This is a genomic window from Chryseobacterium sp. Marseille-Q8038, assembly GCF_965111995.1.
Genome location: NZ_CBCOPN010000002.1, coordinates 899,396 through 925,429, shown reverse-complemented (window position 1 = coordinate 925,429; position 26,034 = coordinate 899,396). Strand labels below are relative to the sequence as shown.

Annotated in this window: 29 protein-coding genes and 1 riboswitch; of the genes, 9 read left to right on the top strand and 20 right to left on the bottom strand. The window is 36.2% G+C overall.

Annotation, left to right across the window (positions count from 1 at the left end; genetic code table 11):
- Nucleotides 1-9 precede the first annotated feature (9 nt).
- Nucleotides 10-420, bottom strand: a complete 411-nt coding sequence (locus ACWPWS_RS18160; protein WP_454047480.1) for a cupin domain-containing protein — start codon at nt 418-420, stop codon at nt 10-12.
- A 131-nt stretch (nt 421-551) separates the two neighbouring features.
- Here ACWPWS_RS18160 and ACWPWS_RS18155 point away from each other — a divergent pair, with 131 nt between their 5' ends.
- From ACWPWS_RS18155 to ACWPWS_RS18145, 3 genes are all read left to right on the top strand, one after another.
- A complete protein-coding gene (locus tag ACWPWS_RS18155; RefSeq protein ID WP_454047479.1) occupies nt 552-1,454 on the top strand; it encodes a helix-turn-helix domain-containing protein in 903 nt (300 codons plus the stop codon).
- Nucleotides 1,455-1,749: 295 nt separating this feature from the next.
- Nucleotides 1,750-3,090 carry a carboxylesterase family protein gene (locus tag ACWPWS_RS18150; protein ID WP_454047478.1) on the top strand — a complete coding sequence of 447 codons (1,341 nt, stop codon included), beginning with the start codon at nt 1,750-1,752 and terminating at the stop codon, nt 3,088-3,090.
- A 245-nt stretch (nt 3,091-3,335) separates the two neighbouring features.
- A complete protein-coding gene (locus ACWPWS_RS18145) occupies nt 3,336-3,503 on the top strand; it encodes a hypothetical protein (protein ID WP_158521389.1) in 168 nt (55 codons plus the stop codon).
- A gap of 50 nt (nt 3,504-3,553) precedes the next feature.
- On the opposite strand, the gene ACWPWS_RS18140 is transcribed toward ACWPWS_RS18145, so the two are convergent.
- The 6 genes from ACWPWS_RS18140 to lpxK form a co-directional block, all read right to left on the bottom strand.
- Nucleotides 3,554-5,026 carry an alpha-amylase gene (locus ACWPWS_RS18140; RefSeq protein WP_454047477.1) on the bottom strand — a complete coding sequence of 491 codons (1,473 nt, stop codon included), beginning with the start codon at nt 5,024-5,026 and terminating at the stop codon, nt 3,554-3,556.
- Nucleotides 5,027-5,070: 44 nt separating this feature from the next.
- A complete protein-coding gene (gene dinB, locus ACWPWS_RS18135) occupies nt 5,071-6,168 on the bottom strand; it encodes a DNA polymerase IV (RefSeq protein WP_454047476.1) in 1,098 nt (365 codons plus the stop codon).
- 169 nt (nt 6,169-6,337) lie between these two features.
- Nucleotides 6,338-6,793: a GNAT family N-acetyltransferase gene (locus ACWPWS_RS18130; RefSeq protein ID WP_454047475.1), complete on the bottom strand. Its 456-nt coding sequence runs from the start codon at nt 6,791-6,793 to the stop codon at nt 6,338-6,340.
- A gap of 88 nt (nt 6,794-6,881) precedes the next feature.
- Nucleotides 6,882-7,397: a TlpA family protein disulfide reductase gene (locus ACWPWS_RS18125; protein WP_454047474.1), complete on the bottom strand. Its 516-nt coding sequence runs from the start codon at nt 7,395-7,397 to the stop codon at nt 6,882-6,884.
- A gap of 194 nt (nt 7,398-7,591) precedes the next feature.
- A complete protein-coding gene (locus ACWPWS_RS18120; RefSeq protein WP_309512897.1) occupies nt 7,592-8,407 on the bottom strand; it encodes a purine-nucleoside phosphorylase in 816 nt (271 codons plus the stop codon).
- Entirely contained in the window at nt 8,391-9,416 is a 1,026-nt protein-coding gene (lpxK, locus tag ACWPWS_RS18115) for a tetraacyldisaccharide 4'-kinase (protein WP_454047473.1), read from the bottom strand. The genes ACWPWS_RS18120 and lpxK overlap by 17 nt, the downstream gene beginning before the upstream one ends.
- 88 nt (nt 9,417-9,504) lie before the next feature.
- Between lpxK and truA the strand changes: the two genes are divergently transcribed.
- The 4 genes from truA to ACWPWS_RS18095 all read left to right on the top strand — a co-directional run bounded on the left by truA (nt 9,505) and on the right by ACWPWS_RS18095 (nt 12,924).
- A complete protein-coding gene (gene truA / locus ACWPWS_RS18110; protein ID WP_454047472.1) occupies nt 9,505-10,260 on the top strand; it encodes a tRNA pseudouridine(38-40) synthase TruA in 756 nt (251 codons plus the stop codon).
- A 23-nt stretch (nt 10,261-10,283) separates the two neighbouring features.
- The gene (locus ACWPWS_RS18105; RefSeq protein ID WP_454047471.1) at nt 10,284-10,628 is read left to right on the top strand and encodes a hypothetical protein; all 345 of its coding nucleotides are present in this window, start codon (nt 10,284-10,286) and stop codon (nt 10,626-10,628) included.
- A 14-nt stretch (nt 10,629-10,642) separates the two neighbouring features.
- A complete protein-coding gene (locus ACWPWS_RS18100; protein WP_454047470.1) occupies nt 10,643-11,035 on the top strand; it encodes a hypothetical protein in 393 nt (130 codons plus the stop codon).
- A 131-nt stretch (nt 11,036-11,166) separates the two neighbouring features.
- Nucleotides 11,167-12,924 (top strand): ABC transporter ATP-binding protein, encoded by a 1,758-nt coding sequence (locus ACWPWS_RS18095; protein WP_454047469.1) that lies wholly within the window; start codon nt 11,167-11,169, stop codon nt 12,922-12,924.
- Between the two features lie 91 nt (nt 12,925-13,015).
- Here the strand turns inward: ACWPWS_RS18095 and ACWPWS_RS18090 are convergent, their stop codons facing one another.
- From ACWPWS_RS18090 to ACWPWS_RS18070, 5 genes are all read right to left on the bottom strand, one after another.
- Nucleotides 13,016-13,630, bottom strand: a complete 615-nt coding sequence (locus ACWPWS_RS18090; protein WP_454047468.1) for a class I SAM-dependent methyltransferase — start codon at nt 13,628-13,630, stop codon at nt 13,016-13,018.
- Nucleotides 13,627-14,220 (bottom strand): hypothetical protein, encoded by a 594-nt coding sequence (locus ACWPWS_RS18085; protein ID WP_454047467.1) that lies wholly within the window; start codon nt 14,218-14,220, stop codon nt 13,627-13,629. Before ACWPWS_RS18085 ends, ACWPWS_RS18090 begins: the two co-directional genes overlap by 4 nt.
- Nucleotides 14,210-14,680, bottom strand: coding sequence for an RNA polymerase sigma factor (locus ACWPWS_RS18080; RefSeq protein WP_454047466.1), 471 nt, complete (start codon nt 14,678-14,680; stop codon nt 14,210-14,212). Before ACWPWS_RS18080 ends, ACWPWS_RS18085 begins: the two co-directional genes overlap by 11 nt.
- A complete protein-coding gene (locus ACWPWS_RS18075) occupies nt 14,680-15,531 on the bottom strand; it encodes an alpha/beta fold hydrolase (RefSeq protein WP_454047465.1) in 852 nt (283 codons plus the stop codon). The genes ACWPWS_RS18080 and ACWPWS_RS18075 overlap by 1 nt, the downstream gene beginning before the upstream one ends.
- A 137-nt stretch (nt 15,532-15,668) precedes the next feature.
- On the bottom strand, nt 15,669-16,331 hold the full coding sequence (locus ACWPWS_RS18070; protein WP_454047464.1) for a DUF4919 domain-containing protein: 663 nt from the start codon (nt 16,329-16,331) through the stop codon (nt 15,669-15,671).
- 284 nt (nt 16,332-16,615) lie between these two features.
- Between ACWPWS_RS18070 and ACWPWS_RS18065 the strand changes: the two genes are divergently transcribed.
- On the top strand, nt 16,616-16,831 hold the full coding sequence (locus tag ACWPWS_RS18065; RefSeq protein ID WP_034696179.1) for a hypothetical protein: 216 nt from the start codon (nt 16,616-16,618) through the stop codon (nt 16,829-16,831).
- A 60-nt stretch (nt 16,832-16,891) separates the two neighbouring features.
- Here the strand turns inward: ACWPWS_RS18065 and ACWPWS_RS18060 are convergent, their stop codons facing one another.
- Both ACWPWS_RS18060 and ACWPWS_RS18055 read right to left on the bottom strand, forming a co-directional pair.
- The gene (locus tag ACWPWS_RS18060) at nt 16,892-18,187 is read right to left on the bottom strand and encodes an MFS transporter (protein ID WP_454047463.1); all 1,296 of its coding nucleotides are present in this window, start codon (nt 18,185-18,187) and stop codon (nt 16,892-16,894) included.
- Nucleotides 18,188-18,295: 108 nt separating this feature from the next.
- Complete coding sequence (locus ACWPWS_RS18055; protein ID WP_454047462.1) at nt 18,296-19,048, bottom strand: DUF3575 domain-containing protein; 753 nt, start codon at nt 19,046-19,048, stop codon at nt 18,296-18,298.
- Between the two features lie 169 nt (nt 19,049-19,217).
- Between ACWPWS_RS18055 and ACWPWS_RS18050 the strand changes: the two genes are divergently transcribed.
- On the top strand, nt 19,218-21,302 hold the full coding sequence (locus ACWPWS_RS18050) for a TonB-dependent receptor domain-containing protein (protein ID WP_454047461.1): 2,085 nt from the start codon (nt 19,218-19,220) through the stop codon (nt 21,300-21,302).
- 62 nt (nt 21,303-21,364) lie between these two features.
- Here the strand turns inward: ACWPWS_RS18050 and ACWPWS_RS18045 are convergent, their stop codons facing one another.
- The 6 genes from ACWPWS_RS18045 to ACWPWS_RS18020 all read right to left on the bottom strand — a co-directional run bounded on the left by ACWPWS_RS18045 (nt 21,365) and on the right by ACWPWS_RS18020 (nt 25,968).
- Nucleotides 21,365-22,363 carry a T9SS type A sorting domain-containing protein gene (locus ACWPWS_RS18045; protein ID WP_454047460.1) on the bottom strand — a complete coding sequence of 333 codons (999 nt, stop codon included), beginning with the start codon at nt 22,361-22,363 and terminating at the stop codon, nt 21,365-21,367.
- Between the two features lie 135 nt (nt 22,364-22,498).
- Entirely contained in the window at nt 22,499-23,146 is a 648-nt protein-coding gene (gene ribB / locus ACWPWS_RS18040) for a 3,4-dihydroxy-2-butanone-4-phosphate synthase (protein ID WP_105681570.1), read from the bottom strand.
- Between the two features lie 92 nt (nt 23,147-23,238).
- Nucleotides 23,239-23,364: riboswitch (FMN riboswitch) on the bottom strand.
- 142 nt (nt 23,365-23,506) lie between these two features.
- Nucleotides 23,507-23,860: a DUF2200 domain-containing protein gene (locus ACWPWS_RS18035; protein WP_454047459.1), complete on the bottom strand. Its 354-nt coding sequence runs from the start codon at nt 23,858-23,860 to the stop codon at nt 23,507-23,509.
- 8 nt (nt 23,861-23,868) lie between these two features.
- On the bottom strand, nt 23,869-24,645 hold the full coding sequence (locus ACWPWS_RS18030; RefSeq protein WP_454047458.1) for an alpha/beta fold hydrolase: 777 nt from the start codon (nt 24,643-24,645) through the stop codon (nt 23,869-23,871).
- A 405-nt stretch (nt 24,646-25,050) separates the two neighbouring features.
- Complete coding sequence (locus tag ACWPWS_RS18025) at nt 25,051-25,551, bottom strand: DinB family protein (protein ID WP_454047457.1); 501 nt, start codon at nt 25,549-25,551, stop codon at nt 25,051-25,053.
- Nucleotides 25,552-25,584: 33 nt separating this feature from the next.
- Nucleotides 25,585-25,968 (bottom strand): 5-carboxymethyl-2-hydroxymuconate Delta-isomerase, encoded by a 384-nt coding sequence (locus ACWPWS_RS18020; protein ID WP_454047456.1) that lies wholly within the window; start codon nt 25,966-25,968, stop codon nt 25,585-25,587.
- Nucleotides 25,969-26,034: the final 66 nt, after the last annotated feature.

The following is a 26,034-nucleotide window of genomic DNA, read 5'->3' as shown; positions in this document are numbered from 1 at the left end:
TCAGTTTATTTAGGTTGATAAATTATTATATTCTTCATCTGTTACAGGCTGCAGCCATTCTACGATTCCGTGTTGGGTATTAGGATTGATGGCAATATGGGTAAACGCACTATCAGGAGCTGCTCCATGCCAGTGGATAACATCCGGAGGGATATTAACAACATCTCCAGGGTTTAAAACCTGTGCTGGTTTTCCTTTTTCCTGATAAAATCCTGTTCCTGAGGTCACGATTAAAATCTGTCCGCCTCCATGAGAATGCCAGTTGTTTCTGCATCCTGCTTCGAAAATCACATTTCCGATCTGACAGTTCAAATTGTCTTCATTGGGTTTAAGGATATGAACCCACGCTGTTCCGCCGGAAAAATAATCTGGGGAAGCCTTTTCTCCTTTTGGAAAAATGTTGGTATTAAAAGTTTCCATAACGGTACAAAAGTCGAAACTTTCACTTAAACCAGACTTATACAGATTACCGAATTACTTACCAATTTTACAGACCTCATTTTAATTACAAATGAAAGTGGTAATTTTGAATAGTAATAAAAATATACTTCATGGAAAATCAGGAGGTTGAAATCTATAATACGGTCTCGGAATATAATAAAATGGCCAATCATGAAACGCTGCACCCTTTGGTGAGTGTGATTGATTTTTCCAAATCCGATCCTATTTGTCAGTATAAAAGAAAATTTGGGTTTTATACCGTTTTCCTGAAAGATGTAATGTGCGGAGACATGCAGTATGGAAAACACAGCTATGACTACCAGGAAGGGACATTGGTTTTTATTGCTCCGGGGCAGACCTATGGAATTTATAATAAAGACAGACATGTTCAGCCTGCAGGATTCGCATTAATTTTTCATCCGGATTTAATAAAAGGAACCAACTTAGGGAAGAATATCAAAGACTATTCGTTTTTCTCTTATGATGTACATGAAGCGCTCCACCTCTCTGAAAAAGAAAGAGAAGTTGTGCTGGATTGTTTTAAAAATATAAAACTGGAACTGGAGCAGGCTATTGATAAACACAGCAAATCTTTAATTGTTAATAATATTGAACTGTTCCTGAATTACTGCATGCGTTTTTATGACCGCCAGTTCATTACAAGAGATCATATCAACCAGGGAGTTATTGGGAAATTTGAAAATCTTGTAGATGATTATTTAAAATCCGAAAATCCCAAAAATATTGGTTTCCCTATGGTGAATTACTTTGCAGAAAAACTGAATCTTTCTGCCAATTATTTCGGAGATCTGATCAAAAAAGAACTGGGAATTTCCGCTCAGGAATTTATTCACAACAAACTTATTGATATCGCCAAAGAACAGATTCTGGATCAGGCAAAAACAATCAGCGAAATTTCTTATGATTTAGGCTTTAAATATCCACAACATTTTACAAGACTTTTTAAAACCAAAGTGGGAATTTCTCCAAGTGAGTATAAAATCCTGAACTAATTCTTTTAACACGAATAACACTAATTATTTCACAAATAACACCATAATAATTAGTGGACATTAGCGTTTTCATTAGTGCAATTTGTGTTTAAATTATTTTTGGATTTTTTAAACACGGATAACACTGATTATGTCACATATAACACTATGATAATTAGTGGACATTAGTGTTTTCATTTGTGCAATTTGTGTTTAAACTATTTTTAGATTCTTAACATGAATAACACCATAATAATTCATAAAATTTGTGTTTAAATAATTAAATTTAGAGAGAAAAGTTTTCACCATTCTAAAGATGACACCAAATCAGCAGAACACTACTATTTTCGAGACTCGCTTCGGGAGAATTATTGCATTAAAAGAAGATGGAATAATCAGAATTAAAAGTATTCGCTATGCCTGTTCTGAAAGGTTTCAAAAACCTGTTTCTCTAGAATATTCTTCATCATCATTTATTACTTCTCCTGAAAAAACTCCGGTTTGTCCACAGTCTTTGAGTCCGCTTGTGGAAAAAATGATAGGAGCAACTCCTGTTGAAAGTTTCGAGGCTGATGAAGCTACGCAATACCTTTCCATAACCCGTCCGGAAATCATATCTGAAAATGAAAAATTACCTGTTGTAGTCTGGATTCATGGAGGTTCTCATGAAATTGGCTGTGGTGATCTTGCTACTGCCGATCCTGCCGAATGGGTGAAAGAACAACATATCATCGTAGTTACGGTTTCCTATCGTTTGGGGCTTTTTGGCTTCCTGGGAGGAAATGAAAAAAGACCTGCGAATCTTGGACTGCTGGATATGATGGAAGCATTGAGATGGATTAAAAAATATATCGCAGAGCTAGGAGGTGATGAAAATAATATTACCCTTCTCGGCCAGTCTTCAGGAGGTGATGCCATTGCCCATCTTATGATCTCAGAAGGAATAGAAGATTTATTTCAGCGGGTGATTATTCAGAGTGCTCCGTTGGGGCTTCGTCATAAAAGACAGAAAATGTCTGCGGAATTTCTGAAAAAAACAGAAGTATTGAAAGATGAAACCGATGTTCTAAAAATGATGGATGAGTACGGAAAATTTTTACCGTCAGTGATGAAGTATGGTTTGAAAGCGGCAATGCCCTTTGGTACCCAATATGGATTCTTCCCCTTATGTAAAGAAGAAGAGTCGTTGGACATGTGGAAAAAGAATGCTCCAAAATATGACATACTGATAGGGTTAAATAATGACGAAACTGCATTTTACCTTAAAACTTCCGAGGCTTTAAACAAATATTTCGGAAAAGGATTGGGCTTAAAAATTATGGATAAAACGGTTGAAAAAACTACAGAATTGATTTACGGAACTCCGGCAAAACAGTTTGCTCAGAATATTTCTGACGCCGGAGGAAATGTTTATCTCTTCAGAATTCATTCAAAATTGAAAGACAACCCTATCGGAGCACCACATTGTATTGATCTTCCTTTGATTTTTGGAAATGAATCAGCCTGGAAATCATCCGAACTGCTGAAAGATATTCCATGGAGCCGTATTCATGAGCATGGTGAAAAATTAAGAGCTCTCTGGGCGGAATTTGCCCGCACCGGAAAAATCGCTGACACCTCCGAAAGACCAGAAATTCTGGAACTCAGAAAAATGTAGTTATACAGCAAGCTTATAACATCTCTAATCTTAACAATTATCCCAACTGAAGGCATAAACATTCCCATCCTTTGGAGGGGGGCAAAAATTCAAAGAATTTTTGACGGGGTGGTTATCACTCTTTTAATATCTGTTTGTTTTTATATGAATTATGTATGCTTATTCGTGTGATTGATGTGTATTATTTATTCATAATTATAAATTTTAATGTATATTTAATAACTAAACCATAAAAAATAATCATTATGAAAACGAAAAAAGAGTTCAAAGTAAGAAAACTTAACCGTGAGGAATTGAAGACTTTAAAAGCCGGAGATTTAAACTGGGGCAAAGTGTGCTGTACTTCCAACGAAGACGGACAATGTTGCGAGTGGGCCATAGATATCTGGAATTGCCGATATATTTATTGTTAATTTTCTATTGAAAGAAAGCCTTGTCAAGGTTTTAAACCTTGACAAGGCTCTTATTCAGGAATCCAGACGCTTACATTTCCTGCCGGAACAGGGAAATTTCCCCAGCCGTTTTCATCAATGATCACTTTATCTTTACATCTTTTCAAAAGGTCTTTAAATTTTTTTCCGGCATACAGTGTTCCCATTTCCATAGGTTTATGGTAAGACTCTTTATTGCTTAGAACAACAGCACATCCGGTATGTTGATCATCTCCTGTACGTATCCAGCCAAGGCAGTTGGCATCCTCAAAATAATCATGTTGTTCACCATAAGCATGATCTTTTCTTGCTTTTAATAGCGCCTCAATGCCATCTACTTTAGGCATGAAAATTTCCTGATCATTACCTTCTCTGTCTTTATCCACATAATGAGCTCCATAGAGGTCGGGATAAAATACACATGGATAACCATCTTTTCTCAACAAAATAAGGGCATAGGCAATAGGTTTAAACCATGGTTCTACAGGAGCTTCAAGATCCTGCAGAGGTTGTGTGTCATGATTTGCAACTAAACTTACAGCATGCATAGGATCTGCCTGAGTAAGGGTTTCATCAAAAATTCTTCGGAGATCATAAGAACCGCCTTCTTTTGAGGCATTGTGAAAATTGTTCTGCAGGGAGCTGTCAAAAAGACTCATGCAGCCTTCCGTCACTTCAATATATTTTTGAAGCAGATGAAGATATCCCGGAGCCCAGTATTCTCCTACAGCGAAAATATTTTTTCCGGAATTGGAACGAAGCAGAGAAAGCCACTCTTTATAAAAATCAAAAGAAATATGTTTTAAAGCATCCAGTCTTACTCCATCAAAATCTGTCTGATCAAAATACCATTTTGCCCAATTGTTCAATTCTTCCCGCACAAAAGGATTCCGGTGTTCAATATCATTATACATCAGATAATCGTAATTTCCTTTCTCGTCATCAATCATTTCCTCCCAGTCATTTCCATATTCGGACTGTATTTTATAGATATGAGAATCCATCCCTTCCGCATAATCCACACCGCTGAAACAGGTAAAGTTCCATTCAAAATCAGAATATTTTTTTCCTCTTCCGGGAAAGGTGAATTTGGTATATGATTCTATTTCGATGATATCGGAAATTACTTTTTCCCTGTTTTCCTCATCTACTTTTACGACCTTGAATTTTTCCAGTTCATCACCGCCTGCTTTATGTCCCAGAACAATGTCTACAATGACTTCTATATTTTGTTTCTTTAAAGCTTTAATGGCTTTTGTATAATCGTTTTTAGTCCCGTATTTGGTAGGAATGGTTCCTTTTTGATCAAATTCTCCAAGATCATACAGGTCATAGGCATCATATCCAATGGAATAACCGCCATTTGTCCCTTTGTAGGCAGGAGGAAACCATACAGAAGTAATCCCAAGTTTTGCTAAATATCTGGCCTGTTTTTCGGCTTCTTTCCACAATTTTCCGTCTCCTTCAGAATACCAGTGAAAAAATTGGATCATGGTTGGGTTCATAGATTTGCTGATTTGATCAATACAAGTTAGCAAAAAAATATGACCTATTCATTTTCAAATTCTTCAAACGGAATTTTTAGTTGAACGGAAACCTGCTTTTTTTCTTCTGTATTCAGTTGAGAGAGAGACAATCCGAGCAAGCGTACAGCTTTATCGAAGGGACGAAGTTCCCAGAGCTTTTTTCCGGTATTGAAATATTGTTCCGGAGATGAAAAATAATCTTCTCTGGTTATACTTCTTGTAAAAAGAGAGAAATCTTTATATTTTATTTTTAAGGTTAAAGTTCTTCCGAGAATATTATTTTTCTGTAATCTTTGATGGATTTCCTCTGCAAGGCTTTCCAGCTTTTCATTGATCTGTTGCTCATCCAAAAGATCTTCAAAAAAAGTTCTTTCCACAGCCACACTTTTTTGGATCCGATGAGGTTTTACTTCAGAAGTATGAATCCCACGTACCACATTATAATAATGCTGACCAGATTTTCCAAAGAGCCTTACCAGATCTTCAAGTGATCTCTTCTTTAAATCTTTTCCTTTATAAATACCTAAACTAAACATTTTATTAGCCGTAACTTTGCCAACACCATAAAATTTTTCCACCGGAAGCTCTTCCAGAAAATGCTCCATTTTGTCAGGATGAATGGTTTTCTGGCCATTCGGTTTATTAATATCAGAAGCTACTTTAGCTAAAAATTTATTGACTGAAATTCCTGCAGAAGCGGTAAGTCCCGTCTGTTCAAAAATTTTCTGACGAATTTCTTTGGCAATCAGATTGGCAGATTCCATACCTTTTTTATTTTCAGTGACATCCAGATAGGCTTCGTCCAGAGATAAAGGTTCTACCAGATCTGTATATTCATAGAAAATTTCCCGGATTTTTTTTGAAATTTCTTTATACCGGGCAAATCGGGGAGGAACAAAAATAAGCTGAGGGCATTTTTCTTTGGCTGTTTTACTAGGCATTGCAGAGCGAACACCATATTTTCTGGCTTCATAGCTTGCTGCTGCAACGACCCCGCGATGCTGGCCTCCTACAGCAATCGGCTTGCCTTTCAATGTAGGATTATCATGCTGCTCCACAGAAGCATAGAATGCATCCATATCCACATGAATAATTTTACGAAGCGGCAAAGAAAAATCCATATACAAAGATATGGATTCCTTTATTTATAGAAGGAAGCTAGAAGCTGGAAGAGGGAAGTTAATATTACTCGATAAGGAAATTAAAGAACTGCTCACTAAATAATAAAAAACGAAGTAGTAATTAATAACGCGTCAATAACTTCCAGCTTCCAGCTCCCGCCTTCCATCATCAATTCTTCAGTCTCATGGTGAGAAGATGAGGTTCAAAACCTGCCTTTTCATAAGCTTTGATAGCAGATTCATTTTGAGCATATACATCAAGTCTTACCTCACTGATTCTTCTTGATTTTGACCAGGAAATGAGTTCATCGGTAATTACTTTATTGATTCCTTTCCCTCTATGCTCCGGCTTTACATACATAAAACCCAGATAAGAATACTTTTCAAATTGGTTGTAATATTTTTCTGACTTTTTAATCAGAGCATATCCGGATGCAAAGACTTCATTATTCTCTTCAGCAACAATGACAGTTGCGTCAGGAGATTGGATCAGAAATTTTAAATCATAATAATGGATCTCTCCTTCAATAAGTGTACTGTTGAAAGGTCTTTCAGCGGTAATCACTCCCTGTTCAAATTCTAAAAGAATTTCTAAATCCTTTTCTGTAGCTTCTCTTGTGATCATGGTGTTAAATAAATAAAATTTTAAAACTCATTGAAACCTATGATTTTCAATGAGTTTTTATGTTTTTTCAGATTAAAATAAATGACAATTATTTTAAAAGCTTGTCAATGGTTTGCTGAAGTTCTGGGTCTTCGGGGGAAATTGCATAATATTTTGCAATAGAAGATTTCTGATCAATAACCATATATCTGGGAATCCAGTTAAGATCCACATAATTGTTAAAATCATTTTTCCAGCCTGTAGAAAACCAATAATTTTCTTTGTTTTTCATATCAAATCTTTCAAGACTTTTTTCAAACCCTTCTTTTGAACGATCTAATGATAGAAATACGAAATCAATATTCTTGTTATTTTCTTCTAATTCCTTAGCTTTTGGAAGGGCATTTAAACAATCTCTGCACCATCCTGCCCAAAAATCAATGACTAAAACTTTTCCTTTATGCTGATTTAGAATCTGCTGAATGGTAATGGCTTTTCCTTCTTCATCTTCCAGTTTTTGCTGTAAAGCTTCTTTTGAAAATCCTGTTTTAAGGGTAGCAGGGACTTTTTGTGAATAGCTTATCCCAAAAATACCCATCATAAAAATTAATATCAACTTTCTCATCTTGAACAATTTCATTTGTACAAATCTAAACAATGAATTGCAATCTGAGATTGATTTCTGGGGAATTAGGAAAAATTTATAATATTGATGGCTTCTATAGGATAAACCACCCCGTCAAAAATTATTTAAATTTTTACCACCCCTCCACAGAAAGGGAATATTGCGTCTTCAGTTGTAATATTGAGCTGTGCTATTTACTGGTAGTTTTTAATCAGTCCTTTGACAACGGAAATTACATTCGGCATTGCTTTGTTGGCGGCATTCAAAACTTCTTCGTGAGAAACGGCAAACGCTACATCGGGACCGCCAAGATCTGTAATTACGGAAATACAGAAAACATCCATTTCCATATGTCTGGCAACGATGACTTCTGGTACCGTGCTCATTCCTACCATATCCCCACCAATAGCTTTAATCATTCCGTATTCAGCCGGAGTTTCAAAAGTAGGTCCTTGCAGGGCAACGTAAACTCCCTGATGAATTTTAATGTCATGTTCTGCTGCTGCCTGTTCAGCCACAGCAATCATTTTTTTGTTGTAAGGCTCACTCATGTCCACAAAACGTGGTCCAAGTTCATCTATATTTTTTCCGCGAAGAGGATGCTCAGGCATCATATTGATGTGATCTTTCAGAATGACAATATCTGCAACGCTGTAAGCAGGATTTACTCCTCCACAGGCATTGGAAAGAATAAGATTTTGAATTCCCAGCAGATGAAAAACTCTTATCGGGAAAGTAACGGTTTCCATTGAATGTCCTTCATAATAATGGAAACGGCCGCTCATCATCAGTACTTTTTTCCCTTCCAATATTCCATAAATCAGTTTTCCGGTGTGTCCAGCCACTGTAGTTTGTGGAAAATGAGGAATGTCTTTGTACTCTAAAATATGGATTGGTTCTACTTCATTTTGTAATTTTCCCAGTCCGGATCCTAAAACAACCGCAAAATCAGGAGTTTCCTGAATAATATTTTTAATAAAATCCGCGGTCTCTTTAATTTTTTCTAACATAATCCAAGATGATTTGATTGAATTCTTCTTTCTTATCAATAAGTACATTGATAGGCCAGTAGTAAACAATTTCTCTAAGATAGTCAAAAGTTTTCAGACGTACGTAATCTTTCTCTGTGGTTAATATCAGTTTATATTCTCCTAGTTTTTTGTATTCGGCAAGGATTTTTTTAATGTCATCATCGGTGAAATTATGATGATCCCTGAATTTTAAATGCTTCACCCTTTTTGAGAATTTTGCCAGATGTTCCAGAAGTGGTTTTGGATTAGCAATTCCGGTAATCAGTAAAATATCATAATAATTCAGGTTGTTATCCGGAAGCATTTTATCTTTTCCGTATACATTTTCGTCATAACCAATGGATGAAAAGAAGACTTTCTGCCCATAGGAAGGTCTTATTCTTGAAATATAATACCTTTTTGTTTCCTCTGTCAGTTCATCAGGACATTTACTGACCATGATGATATTGGCTCTTTTATATCCAGCTCTCGATTCTCTGAGGTCTCCGGCAGGAAGCACATAATCTTTAAAAAAAGGATCGTTAAAATCAGTCATCAGAATATTGAATCCAGCCTTAATAGCTCTGTGCTGCATGGCATCATCCAATACAAGAACCTGAAGATCCATATCATCAATTACTTTTTTAGCTCCGGGAACACGTTCTTCCGAAACGGCAATAACAAAACGGTTTTTAAAACGCTCAAAAAGCTGCATGGCTTCATCACCCACCATTTTGTAGTTGCTTTCGTAATTGGTTACTTCATAACCTTTGGTCAGCCTTCCATAGCCTCGTGAAAGCACACCGGTTCTGTAATGTTTGGATAAGAACTGGGCAAGATACATCACCATAGGTGACTTCCCGCTTCCGCCCACAGAAAGGTTTCCGACATTGATTATCGGTGTTTTGAATTTTGTCGACTTAAAAACTCCCAGATCATACATTGTGTTCCGGATACCCGTTACCAAATGATAACCAAGGGAAAAAGGATAAAGGTACCATCTTTTCATACGATTGCAAAAATAGGAATTTTCGTAAGCATTTGGTGCAACATTCTCAAAGACTTTTCAACAAATATTTCGTTAAATTAAAGTATTTTTGTGGAGTTATTACAATACATTGAGATACTTTATTGAATTTTCTTACAACGGGAAGAATTATTTCGGCTATCAGATACAGCCGGATGCCATTTCTGTGCAGGAAGAACTGGAAAAAGCGCTGTCTACAGTTTTGCGCGAAGAGATTAAAACTACAGGAGCGGGAAGAACTGATACCGGGGTTCATGCCAAAAAGATATTTGCCCATTTTGATACGGAAAAAGAACTGGATGATCAGCTTACACGCAGGCTGAACAGTTTTCTTCCGCCTGATATTTCCATTAAAAGGATTTTTCCGGTAAAAGATGATTTTCATGCCCGTTTTGATGCGACTTACAGAACCTACGAATATTATATCTCACTGGAAAAAAATCCGTTTACCCAGGAATCTGCATGGCAGCACTGGAAAAGATCTCTGGATATTGTCGCAATGAACGAAGCCTGTAAGATTCTTTTTGAATATGAAGATTTTACCAGTTTTGCCAAATTAAAAACCGACAACAAAACTAATATCTGTAAAATGTACAAAGCAGAATGGGAGCAAAACGGAACAGAGCTGAAATTCACAGTTTCTGCCAACCGTTTTCTTAGAAATATGGTTCGTGCTATTGTCGGAACGATGGTGGAAATTGGTACAGGAAAGCTGAAACCGGAAGATCTCCGTAAAGTAATTGAAGATAAAAACCGCAATGCAGCAGGTACTTCAGCTCCGGGACACGGGCTGTATCTGGTGGATGTGGGATACGATTTTAAATAAAAACTAAAAACAAAATACTCATCATGTTATCAATTTTTATTCTTATTGGTGCCTACCGATATTATGCACAATTAGCCGAAAGATTTGGAAAAACAAAATGGCAATACGGTGTTTTGGCTATTGGAATTTATCTGGGAACCCAGATTGTGTTAGGGATGAGTTACGGTGTGTATTTGGGAATAACAGATCCTGAATCCGTAGATAATGTAAATTATACAGGATTTTCGGGAGTGAATATGGTCGGCTGGTTAATCTCTATTCTTGCTGTTTGGGGAGTTTATAAATTTCTTGAAAATAAATTTCTAAAAGAAAAACCAGCAAAATCAGTCATTGAAATTGAAGAAATAGGAAAGACGATTGATCAGTAAAAATTGTTTGGCCTGTGGTTAACTTTTTCAAAGGAAACAGTCCGTTTTTAGGATCGAAAGATTGGTGTCACAAAGCTTTTTTTAATAATTATTCTAAAGAAGAAAGTGATACATTGTATGAAAAGGTTGCCGCTCCCGAAAGTAGAAAACTGGCAAGAGATCCTTTACTCAAAGCTTCTGCTAAATCAGATCTAAAGAAACCTCATCAGCCATTATTGTTCATTGCAGGCTCTAATAATAAAATTTTTCCTGCTGAATTTTCAAAAAAAATTGCGGGAACTTATAAAGATTCCGACAGTATTGTAGATTTTAAAGAATTTGCAGGCAGAAGTCACTTTATCTGTGGAGAAAAAAATTGGGAAGCAGCAGCAGAATATGTTCTGGGCTGGATACAAAAGAACGCTTAATATATTCATATTGTAAATGGTAGGTATCTGAAATTTTCTATGACGATTTGCAAAAGTTGTAAAGGCAGTCCGGTTATAAAGTCTTATTTTTGCATAGAATTTTATTTTAATTCTTTCTTTCGATTCGTACAATGAAAAAACAAGATACCTGGGGAATTATAAAAAGGCTGTTCTTTATCGGAATGAAATTTCGTTCATGGTTCATCCTTACCCTTATAATTTCTATATTCCTTTCTATCGTTTCTACTTACAGGCCTTATCTTACAATGCAGGTGGTGGATAATGACATTACAAAGCTCCATGATAAAGCTTTGATGATGAAGCATATCTATATCCTTGTAGGATTGGTATTTGCAGAAACTATTTTAAACTTTTTCCTGGTTTATTTTTCAAATTTTATCTCGCAGAATGTAATCAGAGATATCAGAGAGCGGCTCTATGCCAAACTGATTTATTTCAAGACTTCATTTTTTGATAAAACTCCTATCGGACAGCTGGTAACGCGTGCCGTAGGAGATGTGGAAACTATTGCGACTGTCTATACCGATGGTTTCCTGATGGTATTCGGGGATATTCTGAGAATTCTGTTTGTATTAGTCATGATGTTCAGTACCAATGTTCATCTGAGTTATATTACACTGGCTATTTTACCTTTGATGGTAATGATTACAAGATTCTTTCAGAAAAGACTTAAGAAAGCATTTGGGGATGAAAGAAACTGGACATCCAATCAGAACTCTTTTGTTCAGGAAAGGCTTGCCGGAATGCCGATTATTCAGGTATTCAACAGACAGGAATCTGAGTTTAAGAAATTTGATGATATCAATATTACACTGAAAGGAGCATTACTGAGAACTGTATTTATATTCTCATTGTTCTTTCCGGTAGTAGAACTTATTTCGTCATTGTTTATAGGATTTATCCTTTTTTATGGAGGTTATATTACCATCAGTGCCGGAGTAGTGATTGCATTTATCCAGTATATTTCAATGCTGATCCGCCCTTTGAGACAGATTGCAGACCGCTTTAATAATATCCAGCGAGGAATTGTAGGAGCGGAAAGAGTATTGGGATTGATGGATGAAGAAAACTCAATGCCGAATAACGGAACAGTGAAGAAAGACCACTTTGCCGGAAAAATTGAATTCCAGAAAGTACATTTTGCCTATGATGAAAAACAGGAAGTACTGAAAGGGATAGATTTTAAGGTGAATCCGGGAGAAACGGTAGCTATCGTTGGGGCAACGGGTGCCGGGAAATCTACCATCATCAGCTTGATCACAAGATTGTATGATATCAATTCCGGGAATATTCTGATTGATGATGTGGATTTAAAAGATTATGAGCTTTATAACCTGAGAAGCCATATCGGAGTGGTATTGCAGGATGTTTTCCTTTTCCACGGAAGTATTTTTGAAAACCTTGCTTTTGGAGATGACAGTATCACGCTTGAAAAAATAAAAGCTGGTGCCAGAGAGATTGAGGTGGATCAGTTTATTCAGCAGCTTCCTGGCGGATATGATTATGTAGTGAGTGAAAGAGGTTCATCCATTTCTTTAGGGCAGAGACAGCTGTTGTCTTTCCTGAGAGCTTATTTGTCAGATCCGAAAATTTTAATTCTGGATGAAGCAACATCTTCCATTGATCACGAAAGTGAAAAGCTGATTCAGAGAGCTACAGAAAAAATTACTAAAAACAGAACATCCATTATTATTGCCCACAGACTTTCCACCATTGAAAAAGCGGATAAGATCATTGTAATGGAACACGGTAAAATTGTAGAAGAAGGAAAGCACCTTGAGCTTCTGGATAGAAACGGATATTACGCCACTCTTTACAAAGCTCAGCTTCGTCATGAAGTGGAAGTGGAAGAAGAAAAAGAATCATAATTTGAAGAACTGTTTCAAAGTTTAGATAAACAAAAAAGAGAGTCATTACCGACTCTCTTTTTTATATTTAAATAAAAATATATACAATTCATTAATGCTTTTTAAAACAGCAGAACACAAAATTCTGAACGGTCTCAAAAGGGGTTGTGTGATCTTCGGTAATACATTGTAACTTTTTAAAACTTTTTTCAAATTTTTCTGTTAATGATTCCTCATCATACTGCTGAATATCCAATCCGCTGCATTTGGTGGGACCATTTTTAGAAAAAGTTCCAATGATCATAAAGTTATCCACATTTTTTTCTGCAATATCTACATATTTTGAAACATTTTCCGGTGTTGTCAGGAAATGAAAAGCAGCCCTGTCATGCCAGATATCATAAACTTCAGTAGGTTCAAAATCGGTAATGTCTGTAGCAATCCATTTTACTTTACCGGCAGCATTTCCCAGTCTTTCCTGTGCTTTTTCCAGAGCTTTGGCGGAAATATCCAGCACGGTAATATTTTCATAGCCTTCCTCAAGAAGAAAATCAACAAGGTTGCTGTCTCCGCCGCCGATATCAATGATGCGGGCATCTTTTCCCAATCCGGAAGATTTTATAAAATCAAGAGAGGTTTGAGGTTTTTTCTGAGTCCAGCTTACCTGATCAGGATTTTTGGTCTCATATACATTTTCCCAGTGGTTTTTGTTGTCAGAAGAAATCATGATTCTTTTAATTGATTATTGATCTCTTCAAATTTATTAATTAATTCGTCAAGTTTCCCTTGTTGTTTCTTTATGGTTCTGGGTCTTAAATAAAACCAGTTAAAGGCTACCCATAAAGAGGTTACTGAATAAGTCAAAACAGCAGAACCAAGAGTCATTTTTGAAGTATATTCATACATATAAAAGCATATTCCCAGAAACAGCATGATAAAATACAAGTTAAGTATGGTGGTCTGCATGAATTTTTGCTTGCTTTTTACCTGATATAAACTTTGTAGATATTCATGGTTAGATTGAGTCTGATCAATTTTGTAAAATATCATAAACATTTTGTTATAGGCCAATAGAAAGATAGCCATACCCAGAACTACAAGCACGATTCCGATTTTTGTTGTGATCATTTCCGGCTGATAACGATACCAGATGAAAAGAATTACTAATGAAGTAGCGATTAATCCAATATTAGCAAAGATGAGCCGGCGCAGATTCTGGTTTCTGAATTTTTTTAGCTTTCCAAGAAGCTCCTCCAGATTAGGTTTGTTGGAAGTCTGCTGCTTCCATATATTTTTGAAATCAATATTAGTAGCCATTTTCTTTAAACTTTTGCGTTAATTTTTCTTTTATCCTGTGAATCTTTACCCTGATGTTGGATTCTGAAAGTCCTACGATATGAGCTATTTCAGTCTGTTTTATCTCTTCCAGTTCCAATGAAATAATAATTCTGTCTGTTTCAGGCAGCTCCGAAATAAACTGATACAGCATTTGTATCTGAGGTTCCATAGATTCCTGCTTTTTCTCTTCCAAATTAATGGGCAGATCAGTTTTGGTAAACTTCTTTTCCTTTTCAATCTGTCTGAGGCAGTTATTAGAGGCAATTCTGAAGATCCATGTTCCTATGCTGGATTCATTCCTGAATTTCGGGAGCTGCTGCCATACAATGATAAATGTTTCCTGAGCAAGATCCTGAGCAATGTTGGTGTCGTTCACATATCCCATGCATAAACGGAATATCCTTTGCCAGTAGAGTTCGTATATCTCTTCAAAAACCATTATTTCGCAGATAAAAAGTGAGTAAGCTGATTAAAATACCAATCCTTATCATCATACATAATGAAATGCAATCCTTTTGAAGCGTACTGCATATTGGCATTTTTTAAATTTTTGTATTGTCCTTCAATGGTTGGCTTAAGATTGACAAAAAAAGACTCCAAAAGAATAAGAGAAGGACATTGTATATTTTTTATTTTGTCTCTGAGGTCGGTATTGGAAAAATCACAATACATTTTAGCAAAAGTTTTTCGGTCAGATTTCATACTCCAGCTGATTACAGTTTCCTGCATAGAACTATCTGCCAGAAGACGTGGCATAGCCTGAGTCTGCATTTTACGGAACTGTTCATCATTCATAGCGGTTAACTGAGTAATGACAGGAGTACAGTCGTTGTTTTCTTTTGAGGTAAAATTAGGATCAGCCATTGCTGCCAGGCAGGGAAGAGTGTCTACGATTACAATTTTACCTACAAGCTCAGGATAATCAGCTGCAATAGCCAAAGCCAGGCCGCCTCCCATACTATGCCCAATAATGATGGGTTGGTCAATTTTATTATCCCTGATATAAGCAGCAATTCCTTTTTCCCAATCTTTAAAGCTGGCGTCTGCCTGTGGTTGAGTTCCGGCAAATCCGGACATTGTTAAAGTATAACAGGTGAAGTTTTTTTCAAATCTTGCAGTGGTTTCGTTCCATACATCTCCTGAAGAGGCAAATCCCGGAATGAAAATTAATGACTGATTCCCTTTTCCAGTTTTTTTAACTTCAAACGGATAGGTAGTTTCCTGACCGAATATATTGCATACCGCTAAAAAAAATAACATGATGATAAGAAGGAATGTAAATTTTTTCATGATTTCTAAAGTTTTAAAGTTTATTTGTCTTTTAGAGACGAACCTTCAAAAAATGTTACACAAAATTTATTTATTTTTTTGGAAAAATATTTCTCCTTCTCCGGAACCCTTATTATTAGGGGGAAATCACATGAAATTTATTTAAAAAAAATGATAGCTGCTATTTTTGAATTATAAAATATAGGAATTAAATACTCCAATATTCTTCCATAGAATCGGCTGATATCAAAATAAAATCCTGGAATTTTATATTTGTCTTTTTCAAACTCCTGATAGTCACATTTCCCTTTTATACTTTGTGATTTTGTTTCCATTTGAAATCTGTTTAAAAGAACATACTCATCTGTTACGGAAATGACATGAAAGCCTGTCTCACATTTCAGCCCGTCACCGGAAGTTAGAATGGCGTTTAATAGTCCGTGGAAATTTCCTGCAATTTTTTCAGCAGTGACATCATCTTTATTCAAATGATACAGATAAGCAAGATAATTCATAGCGCGCAGATCCAAAGGATTTTCATCCAAAGCATCCAGAAATAGCTGGATTCCTTTAGAAAGATCTTTTTGCGAAATACCTTCTCCACGATAATATTTGGCAACCTCTTCAGCCCTCTTGCCTGTTTTATAAGGTTCATACCCTTTTTGAAACGTGTAACCGAAATAAAGATGACGATATTGATTGCTGGTAAGAAGGGTATCGTTCTGTTTTAATCTTTTTAAAAGCTTCGGATAATAGAACTCTGAATTTTTATCCTCAATATTTTTTTGAATGGCAGCATAATCCGGTGCTTTGAATTCCATTTTTTGACCATGCAGGAAACTAAGCAGTAGTAAAAAGAATAAAGAGAAAAATGCTTTAATATTCATAGTTTGTATAAGGTTGTTATATTTTTTTATGATCGTAAAAATACGGAATATGTATCAATCGGTTAATATCGATTGGCTATTTGTAAAAAAAATAATAAAATATTATCAAAGTGTTACTTTGTGTTAATAAATTTACTAACTTTATTCGGAATTTGAGATGTTACCCCTAACATTTGAAGGGGTAAATGGAATTTTTAACTAAAAAACTAAAAATATTAATGAGCAGTAGTATCCAAGATGAATTTAAAGTCTTCAAAGACGAATTGAGAAAGTTGAATATCGAAGTACAGAAAGTTGTAAAAGTAGGAAACGGGAGTATGGATTTCCATGAGGTTTTCTACAAATCGCCGAGGTATGAAGAGGTAAAGAGCATCTATGTCCAGCGCCATAATCTGGACAGTATGATTGAAAAATTTAAACAGGCTTATCATTAAAAAATAGAACGTTCGCCGCAGATTCTCTGCGGCGAACGTTTTTTATAAATTACAGGAATATCAATCCTGATCAAGTGTAGAATTCTTTTTAGTATCTTTCATTCCTATATAAACGACCAGAGAAAAAAGAATACATCCGGTAATATACCAGTAAAAGTATTCTTCTGAACCAATCTTTTTAAACCAAAGGGCAATATATTCTGCTGTTCCTCCAAATATAGCCACTGTAATCGCATAAGGCAGACCCACACCAAGTGCCCTGATTTCGGAAGGAAAAAGTTCTGCTTTTACCACTGCATTGATGGAGGTGTATCCACTTACAATAATTAATGCTGCCATAATCAGAAAAAATGCACTCCATATTGAAGTAGTTGTACTCAATGCTGTAAGAAGAGGAACCGTACACAGCGTTCCCAGAATACCAAATCCTAAAAGAAGCGGCCTTCTTCCAATCTTGTCAGACAGTCCTCCAAATACAGGCTGAAGGCATGCGAAAATAAATAGTGAAATAAAAGAAACCAGTGTAGACTCTTCCTTGGTAAGATGTACTGTATTCACCAGGAATTTCTGCATATAGGTGGTGTAGGTATAAAATGCCAATGTTCCTCCTAAAGTAAGGCCTACAACGGTAAGCAGGGCTCTAGGATGTTTCAGAAGCTCTTTTACAGTTCCTTTTTTCTTTTCGCTGATTTCTTTTTTATTTTCAAAAGCTTCCGTTTCATGAAGGTTGGCTCTTAGGTATAATGCAATGATAGAAAGCATAGCCCCAATTACAAAAGGAATTCTCCAGCCCCAATCTTCAAGCTGAGCTTCAGTCAGAAGTAATTTTTGTAAAATAAGCTGAATTCCCAGTGCTATAAGCTGTCCGCCAATCAGAGTGACATATTGAAAGCTTGAATAAAATCCTCTTCTGTCCTGTGTTGCCATTTCGCTGAGGTAGGTTGCAGAGACTCCGTATTCACCGCCAACACTCAACCCCTGAAGTAGTCTTGCCAATAAAAGTAATAAAGGAGCCAGAATACCTATAGATTTATAAGTGGGCGTAAGAGCTATCAGTAAAGACCCAAAAGACATAAGAAGAACAGAAAGAGTCATCGCTTTTTTTCTTCCGATCTTATCCGCAATGCTACCGAACAGCCATCCACCGATAGGACGCATAAGAAAGCCTACAGCAAATATTCCTGCAGTATTCATCAGTTGGGCATTCAGGTCAGAATCCGGGAAAAATGAATGGGAAAAATAAATGGCAAAGGCAGCATACGCATACCAGTCATACCATTCCACAAGGTTTCCGATAGATCCGCCTATGATGGCTTTAATTCTTTGAGCGGTAGTAATAGTGGACGAATTCATCATGATATTTTCCAGAAAGTTTTGTTAATTATAACGTCCAAGATACAAATTTCAGAAAAAAATAAACCGCTCTGGAAAAGAACGGTTGGTATACATAAAGGATTGTATTTTTTAAAATCTATACCCAATGGAAAGTCCGCTTCGGAAACCCGCCCAAGGGCCGTCCACTTTTATTCTGGCGCCATTGGCATTCGTTTCTACCGTATATTTTACAAATGGAATATCCAGATTTTCAATTTCTTTTTTTAGCTGAGCCTGCATATCAGGAGTCAGTACATAATCTGAAGTCATGGTAAAATCTCCCTTTCCGCTTCCATAATGAGCTCCTGCGATCCAAAAATCCAGTACAAGATTCTGGCTTCTGGTTAGAAAGAATTGTACGCCGACCATTAATCCGCCACTGTTCCCTTTCGTATCTCCCTGTCCTTTAAGTGGTACCTGATATGTGACTCCATTCGGACCGTTATAATCATAATAAAAATCAAAAGCATTGGATGTTACACTTGAATAACGGTAGTAGGGAGCAAAATAAAATCCTTTTCCATAGCCTTTTCCGATATAAAACCTCGGCTCAATAGTGAAATTGGTCGCTTTTACCCTAAGATTCTGGAATCTTTTCTCATCTTCATCTTTCAGAAAGGCATTGATAAAAGGCACTTTCCCTTCCGGCATAGTTCCGAAACCAATATTCACGGAAAACCATTGGTTGACTGCCCGTTCATAAGACAGGTTGATATTTCGGAATGCATAAGCCGTGACATTGGTCTTGATGATATTCATCTTCTCTGCTGAACTGTTCTGAATTTCCTGAGCCCCCAATACAGAAAACAGGAAGCACGGAATTAATATGAATACTTTTTTCATGACTCTATATTTTGTGATGTAAAAAAATACCAGCAAAAAACGGGCTGGATTTAACATAATAACTAAAATTTTGAAGAAAACTTATTCATTGCTTTTTAATTGATCTGCCATTATAAATGTAACAAACATGAGGGATTGATTGTTTTAATGGTATAATTCATCTTCAGACATGAAAAAAACTATATATACCATCTTTTTTATTTGCGGCACTTTTATGTTTTCACAAGAGACGAAAAATGATACGGCTGATGCTGTGGCCAGCAAAGAAATTCAGGAAGTTATTTTGAAATCACAACGTAAAAAGCTGTTTGCAGACAAAGCTGTTTATACTTTTGACAAAGAAGCTCTGGAAAAAGCCCGATACGCAAAAGATCTTCTTCGTACACTTCCGGAATTGCAGCTGGATCCGGTAGCAAATACCATTACCAGTACGAAAGGAGGAACTACACTGTTCCTTATTAACGGTATTGAAGCTACAGATATGCAGATCCGGAGTGTTGCACCCAGTGAGGTGGTAAAGGTAGAGTATTATGACATTCCGCCTGCAAGATGGGCAACGAGAGCAGATACGGTAGTTAATATTCTTACAAAATCTACAGAAACAGGATATGTTTTCGGAGCTGATATTTCTACTGCTTTAAATACCGGGTTTGTGAATAGCTCGGCCTACGCGAATTATACAAAAGGAAAAAATAATTTCGGACTGGAATATTCTTTGAATCTGAGAGATTATAATGACAGAAGGGTAAACAGTATCTACGACTATCAGCTGAACGGAAAACATTACCGTTCTGATGAAAACAGAACAGATCATTTCGGATATACTTTCCAGAATATTGCTTTGCGTTATACAAGACTTGTTCCCGATAATTATGCTTTTCAGGCTAAACTGAATATGGATATTTTCAACAGGTTTTCAAAAGGAGTGGGGCAGAGTGTCTTTACTGAAGATAACCTGAGGGAAGAGCACAGTATGTTTAAAAATAATGGCTCAGACTATGTAATTCCGAAGTTGGATCTTTATTATTCAAAAAAAATTAGTGAAAAAGATGAGTTGAGTATTAATGTGGTGGGTTCTTATTATACTACAAATACTACAGAAACAGCCAAAGAATGGGTGGTAGGTTCGGGATTGTCTGTGTATGATAATGATATGATGCTGAAAGCCAAACAGACGAGTATGGTGGGAGAGCTTGCTCATACACATGATTTCAAAGCAGGAAAACTTTCATCCGGATATCGTATTTCAAGGTCTTCTATTTCCAATGATCTGAATAACCTTGCCGGATATTCTCAATACAGTGTCAATTATCTGGAACAGTATTTTTATACCGAATTTGCAGGAAAAGTGAATCAATTCAGTTACCGCATCGGAGCTGGTCTTACGAATATCCATAACAAAAGTGCAGAGAATACTTTTGATGAATGGACTTTTACTCCGAAGGTGATTTTAGCTTATCAGGTTAAAGGTAATCAGAATCTTCGTTTTACCGCAAGCTACAATCCAGTGAGTCCATGGAGTAATGCTTTGAGTAGTAATGTGGTACAGCTGGCTCCTAATATTGTTCAGAGAGGAAACCCTTTTTTAGAATCACAACAGGTTTTTTCTAATAACCTGACCTATTCTTTTAATAATAAATATTTTGATTTTAATGCAGGTTTGTTTTACAGGTATACCAACCGTGTGATTAACCAGTATTATGTTCAGGATGATATATTGGGAGGATATGCACTGACTTATGAAAACGGGAAGAACGGACAGCGATACGGAATACAGCTGACAGGATCTTATAAACCCTTTGGGAACAGCTTATTTGTTGTAAAAGCTGTAATCACCCCAACTTCTGAAACCGTAAGGACAAGTACAGGTGCTTTGATAAAAAATGATTATTTAGGAAACTATTTTTCGCTTTCATCAGAATATAAATCTTTCTCAGTGCAGTATCAGTTCAATATTCCGGTATATAGCCTTAATGGAGCTTTCCTGAATACAAATGAAAACCAGAATAATGTTTTTGTAAGCTATAAGCATCAAGACTGGACGTTTTCCACAGGTATGTACTGGATAGGAATGCCTTCTGAATATAAAACGAAAAGTTTACCGGAAAGTTTGGTTGATTATAAAATTCATACACAGATTATGAACAACAAATCCATGTTTGTATTAGGATTAAGCTATGATTTCTCTAAAGGGAAAAAAACAGAGATTCAGCGAAAGCTTAATAATGAAACTGCTCCTGCTGCAACCTTTTAAATGCAAGTTTGAATGTTAATAAGAAATCCCCGCTCATTGGTAGGAGCGGGGATTTTGTTTTATTATTTCTTGATGAATTTTGTATTCTTTGTTTCTGCAGCATTTTTTCCACTGACCTCAATGAAATAAGATGCTGGCGGAAGGTCTGAAATCTGTATGTTTCCAGATTTTACCTCTGAAGTTTTAACCAGTTTTCCATCCAGACTGTAAATGTTAGCTTTAGAGTAATTATCTGTATTTCCCTTGAAACCGATAAAGTCCTGTGCAGGATTTGGATAAACTACTAAGTTTTCTTTTTTCGCAGCATTGTTTACGGCAAGGAATGTTTCACTTAATGCAAATGTAGTTTTTACATTCTGATTGATGCTCAACAATGGAATGCTGATATTTCCGCTTGTAGAATTAAGCAGTGCATATCTGTGAGAAGCATCGTAATAAGAATATGCTATATTGGTAATTGTTCCGATAGGGTTAGAATAAGTAACATCCAGAGCTGAATAGAGATTGAAATTCTGTGTGAATTTTACTCTCAGAACATTATTGTATGTTTGATTTCCTATAATTAAAGTTCCATATGCATCAGAAATAGCAGTCATTGTACCACTGAATAATCCGCTGGCAGAAGATGAGGAAAAAGTACCTTTCGCGGTATCGTTCTGTGTTGGTCCGTACGTTGTTGGATAATTAATATGAGTACCATTATCCACACTAAAATTTAAAGTTGCCTGTGTGTTTACAATTCCTGTAATTTCCAGTTTAGTAGTTGACGCTTTGTAATAAACGGTTGTTCCTCCATCTACCATTTTAAGAGTAGAACCCGGGAACGTTGCTATTTCAGTAGAAGTAGGAGTGGAATAGGTTGTTTGTGACGCAGCTCCCATCGTAAGTCCTCCATTTGAAAATGTTGCGTTTGGTCCTGTTGCAGAGTTGTTTACGGTACCGGCTGTATTGTTATAATTGATAACGTTTCCGGAAATAGGATCATTGGATGCTTTTGTAAGCGTGATCTGCGCAGACATCATGGCAGACGCTCCTAGTAAAAGGAGTAAAGATTTTTTCATAGTCAGAATTTTTTGTTAAAAATAATTAAAAAATAGTATTCAAATATTAATTTTATTTGTTTTTTGTTAAATTTTTAATAAAAACGCCTGCTGATCATATCAGCAGGCGGCTCTGTGCGTTAAAAATCTTTAAGTTTAGTTGCTCATTACCATTTTACGGTAAGCATAAATATCTTCGATGGTCACCACGCTCATTCCTTTTTTGATGGCAAAGTCCACAATTTCAGGAAGTCTTGCCATAGAACCGTCTTCATTGGTCAGTTCACAAAGTACGGCATCATCACCCAGATTGGCCATTTTTACAAGGTCTACACTGCCTTCAGTGTGCCCGCGTCTTTCAAATACACCACCTTCTCTGGCAATCAGGGGGAAAACATGACCGGGGCTTGCAATATGCTCTGCTTCTGCATCTGATGCTACCGCTGTTCTGATTGTTGTTACACGGTCTCTTGCTGAAACACCTGATTCCACACCTTCTCTGGCTTCAATGGAAATTGTGAATGCCGTTTGATTTTTTGAATTGTTGTTTTCCACCATTGGACGAAGGTTGAGGTGGCGGCTTTTTTCCTCAGAAATACATAAGCAGACAATGCCGCTGCATTCGCGGATCAAAAGTGCCATATCCTGTTCTGTAATAGTGGAAGCGGGAAAGATGATATCGCCTTCGTTTTCGCGGTTTTCATCATCTACTAATAGAATACCTTTTCCCTTTTGTAATGTTTGAAGTGCTTTTTCTACACGTTCTCTGGAGGTAGCTCCGAATTGTTCTAATAATTTTTCCATGTTATTTTACTTTTAAAAGTTAAAATAGTCTTCGGTACATGGAAATGAAATACGACACAACAAGAGTCCATAAGGAATCTTATTGATCATCTCATTTTCTTCTCCCATCCAGACTTTAACTGTCGGTTCCGGAATTTCACCAGATCAGTCCCTTCAAAAGAAAGGAGTCGCGGACTGTAACCGCCGGTAGGGAATTTCACCCTGCCCCGAAGAAAACTTATACTAAGTTTTGCTGTATGTTGTAATTTAAATTTTTATTTCATTGAATAGTTTTAACGCACAGACCGCTAATTTCGGGAAGTTTTTTGAATTGGAGAAGATATTTTTCAGATTTATAAATTTGTAAAGGAGTATTTATTTTTAAACAGCTCTTAATATTTTTTCCATCTTCTTTCCTTTCGCCAGTTCATCAATCATTTTGTCCAGATACCGGATATTTCTCATCAGTTCATCTTCAATTTCTTCCACACGATATCCACAAATGACTCCTTTAATTAATGAAACATTGGGATTCAGCTGTGGAGCCTGTTCAAAAAATGTTTTGAAGTCAGTTTTATGATCCAGTATTTCCTGCAGTTTTTTTTCGTCATATCCCGTCAGCCAGAATATGATTTCATGTACCTCTTCTTTGGTGCGTCCCTTTTTTTCGGCTTTTTGAATATAATGCGGGTAAACGCTGGAGAATGCTGTTGCGAAAATTCTGGTATTTTGCATGGTAAATATTAGATTAGTTTTTTGATAACGTTATCAAGAATAGTATTGAATTCAGTTGGCTTTTCCAACATAGGATAATGTCCAACTCCTTCAATGGTCACGTAGTCATAGTTTTTCAGATATTTTCGATTGGCTTCCGCATCGGTAGGAGAAGCATCCGAATTGATGGCGATCACTGGTACCTGAACCTGCTTTGCAATTGTATTCGTATCAGCTTTGTATAGCGGTCTGAGTACATTGATTGCCAGTTCAGGGTCATTCTGAAGAAATTCGTGCTGGAGTCTTTCCTTTACGTCAGAAGGAGTTTGTTCGGCAAACAGATATTGCGGCAGGATGTTTTCCACAGTATATTTAAAATCGGTTCTGTACTGTGATAAAACATCTTCAGTCTGTTCTTCCGTATAAGATTCATCTAAATTTTTCAGGGTATCAATCAGAATTAACGCTTTCGCCTGTGGGATTTTCAATGAAGCCTCAAGCACATAAGCTCCGGACATAGAATGTCCTACAAGTATAATTTCATTTGAATGAACAGCATCAGCAACCGCTTTAATGTCATCGGCATATCTTGTGATTGTCCATTCCTGTCTGGAAGAATCAGATTTTCCATGTCCTGCAAGATCCATTTGTACAATATGATACTGGCTGCTGAAATATTTCTGCTGGTCTTCCCACCATTCGGTATTGCCCAGCCATCCGTGGATGAAGATCAATGTTGTATTCCCTTTTCCGGATTCTTTATAATGAATTTTCTGACCGTCTGATGATATTGCAAATTTTTCCATATATAATTGTAAGTATTGGTGTATTATAAACCAAATTTACAAAATCACAGTGATCCTATATGAATGAGATTAGTGGATAAATCAAGATCCCTGTTAAAAAATGTTGGTAAGTTATCCACAGAACTTATCAACATGATTTTCTATTGTGGAAATTTCACGAAAATTTATATTTATAGTAAAGTAAAGAAATACAGTTTGTTACGGTGCGATTTTTCAATGATGGGAAAAGTTATCCATAGTTTATCCACAGGGGTAAATAGATACATGTAAAGTTATCCACAAATATTTAAAAATGTGGATAACTGGATGTTTTTAATGCAAATTGTTTGAAATCAGTTGTTTAATTGTATTTCTGTGATGATGCTGATATTTTACCTCAGACTATCCACAAACCCGTTGATTTTATTACTGATCTTTATAAATATTCCAAAAATTGAAATCGGTCATGGGAGCGTCTGTTATTCCGATATTTCTTCCCATCGTTACAATTTGCCCTCTATGGTATGTTCCGTGGAGAATGGCATGCTGGATATATTCGTATTTGGAAAAATCAGACTGAAACCATTGGGATTCTATCTTTACATTTTTTAAAAGATCTTCTTCAGACAGACTTTCCACATAATCTACCAGCTTTTGTGAATTGTTTTTTATGGCATTGAAAACATCTTCTTTGCTGGTGGTTTCTGTTGTTTTTGTAAAATCAAAATCATTGTTTTCAGAAATATGGCTCCACCAGTATTCTTGTGTTTGCCAGATATGGTGTAGCGTTTTTAAAATAGTCGGGAAGCTTGAAATTATTTCCTGGTTGAGTTGTTCATCAGACTTTGTGGATAACCAGTCGATGTATTTATTGACTACCCAATTGTTGTACTGTGCACTTTTGCTGACTAATGTTTTTAGGCTCATATGATTAATGTTTAGTTGGTGTAAAGGTGAATGTTATAAACCGAAATGCCTGTTTTTATCCGTGTTTTCAGGATTAATGAGTGCTTTGTTACTGTATGTTGCCGCTTCAAAATCACTGATATTTACAGAAAGAAAAGAAATATCAGGCAGTAATTCTGAAAGTCGGGTACAGATTTGTTTTGAGAGATCAGCTTTTTGTTCCGTACTGCGTCCCTGCATGATATATCCAAACACATGCAGAAAATTTTTTTTGCCATTGCCTAATCTGTAATACTGATAGGGTTGAATTCTGACTTTAATATCGTTGGGCGCAAAAAGGCCTGTTGCATGGGCCACTTCATAAATAGCATCCATTAACTCATCAGGAGTCTTCTGATGAATAATATCCTGTGAACAATTTATAATAAAATGAGGCATAGATTATATTTTGTGGTTTGATTTTGTGTAAGATAAAAGTAATAAAAAATATCAACGGATATCTAA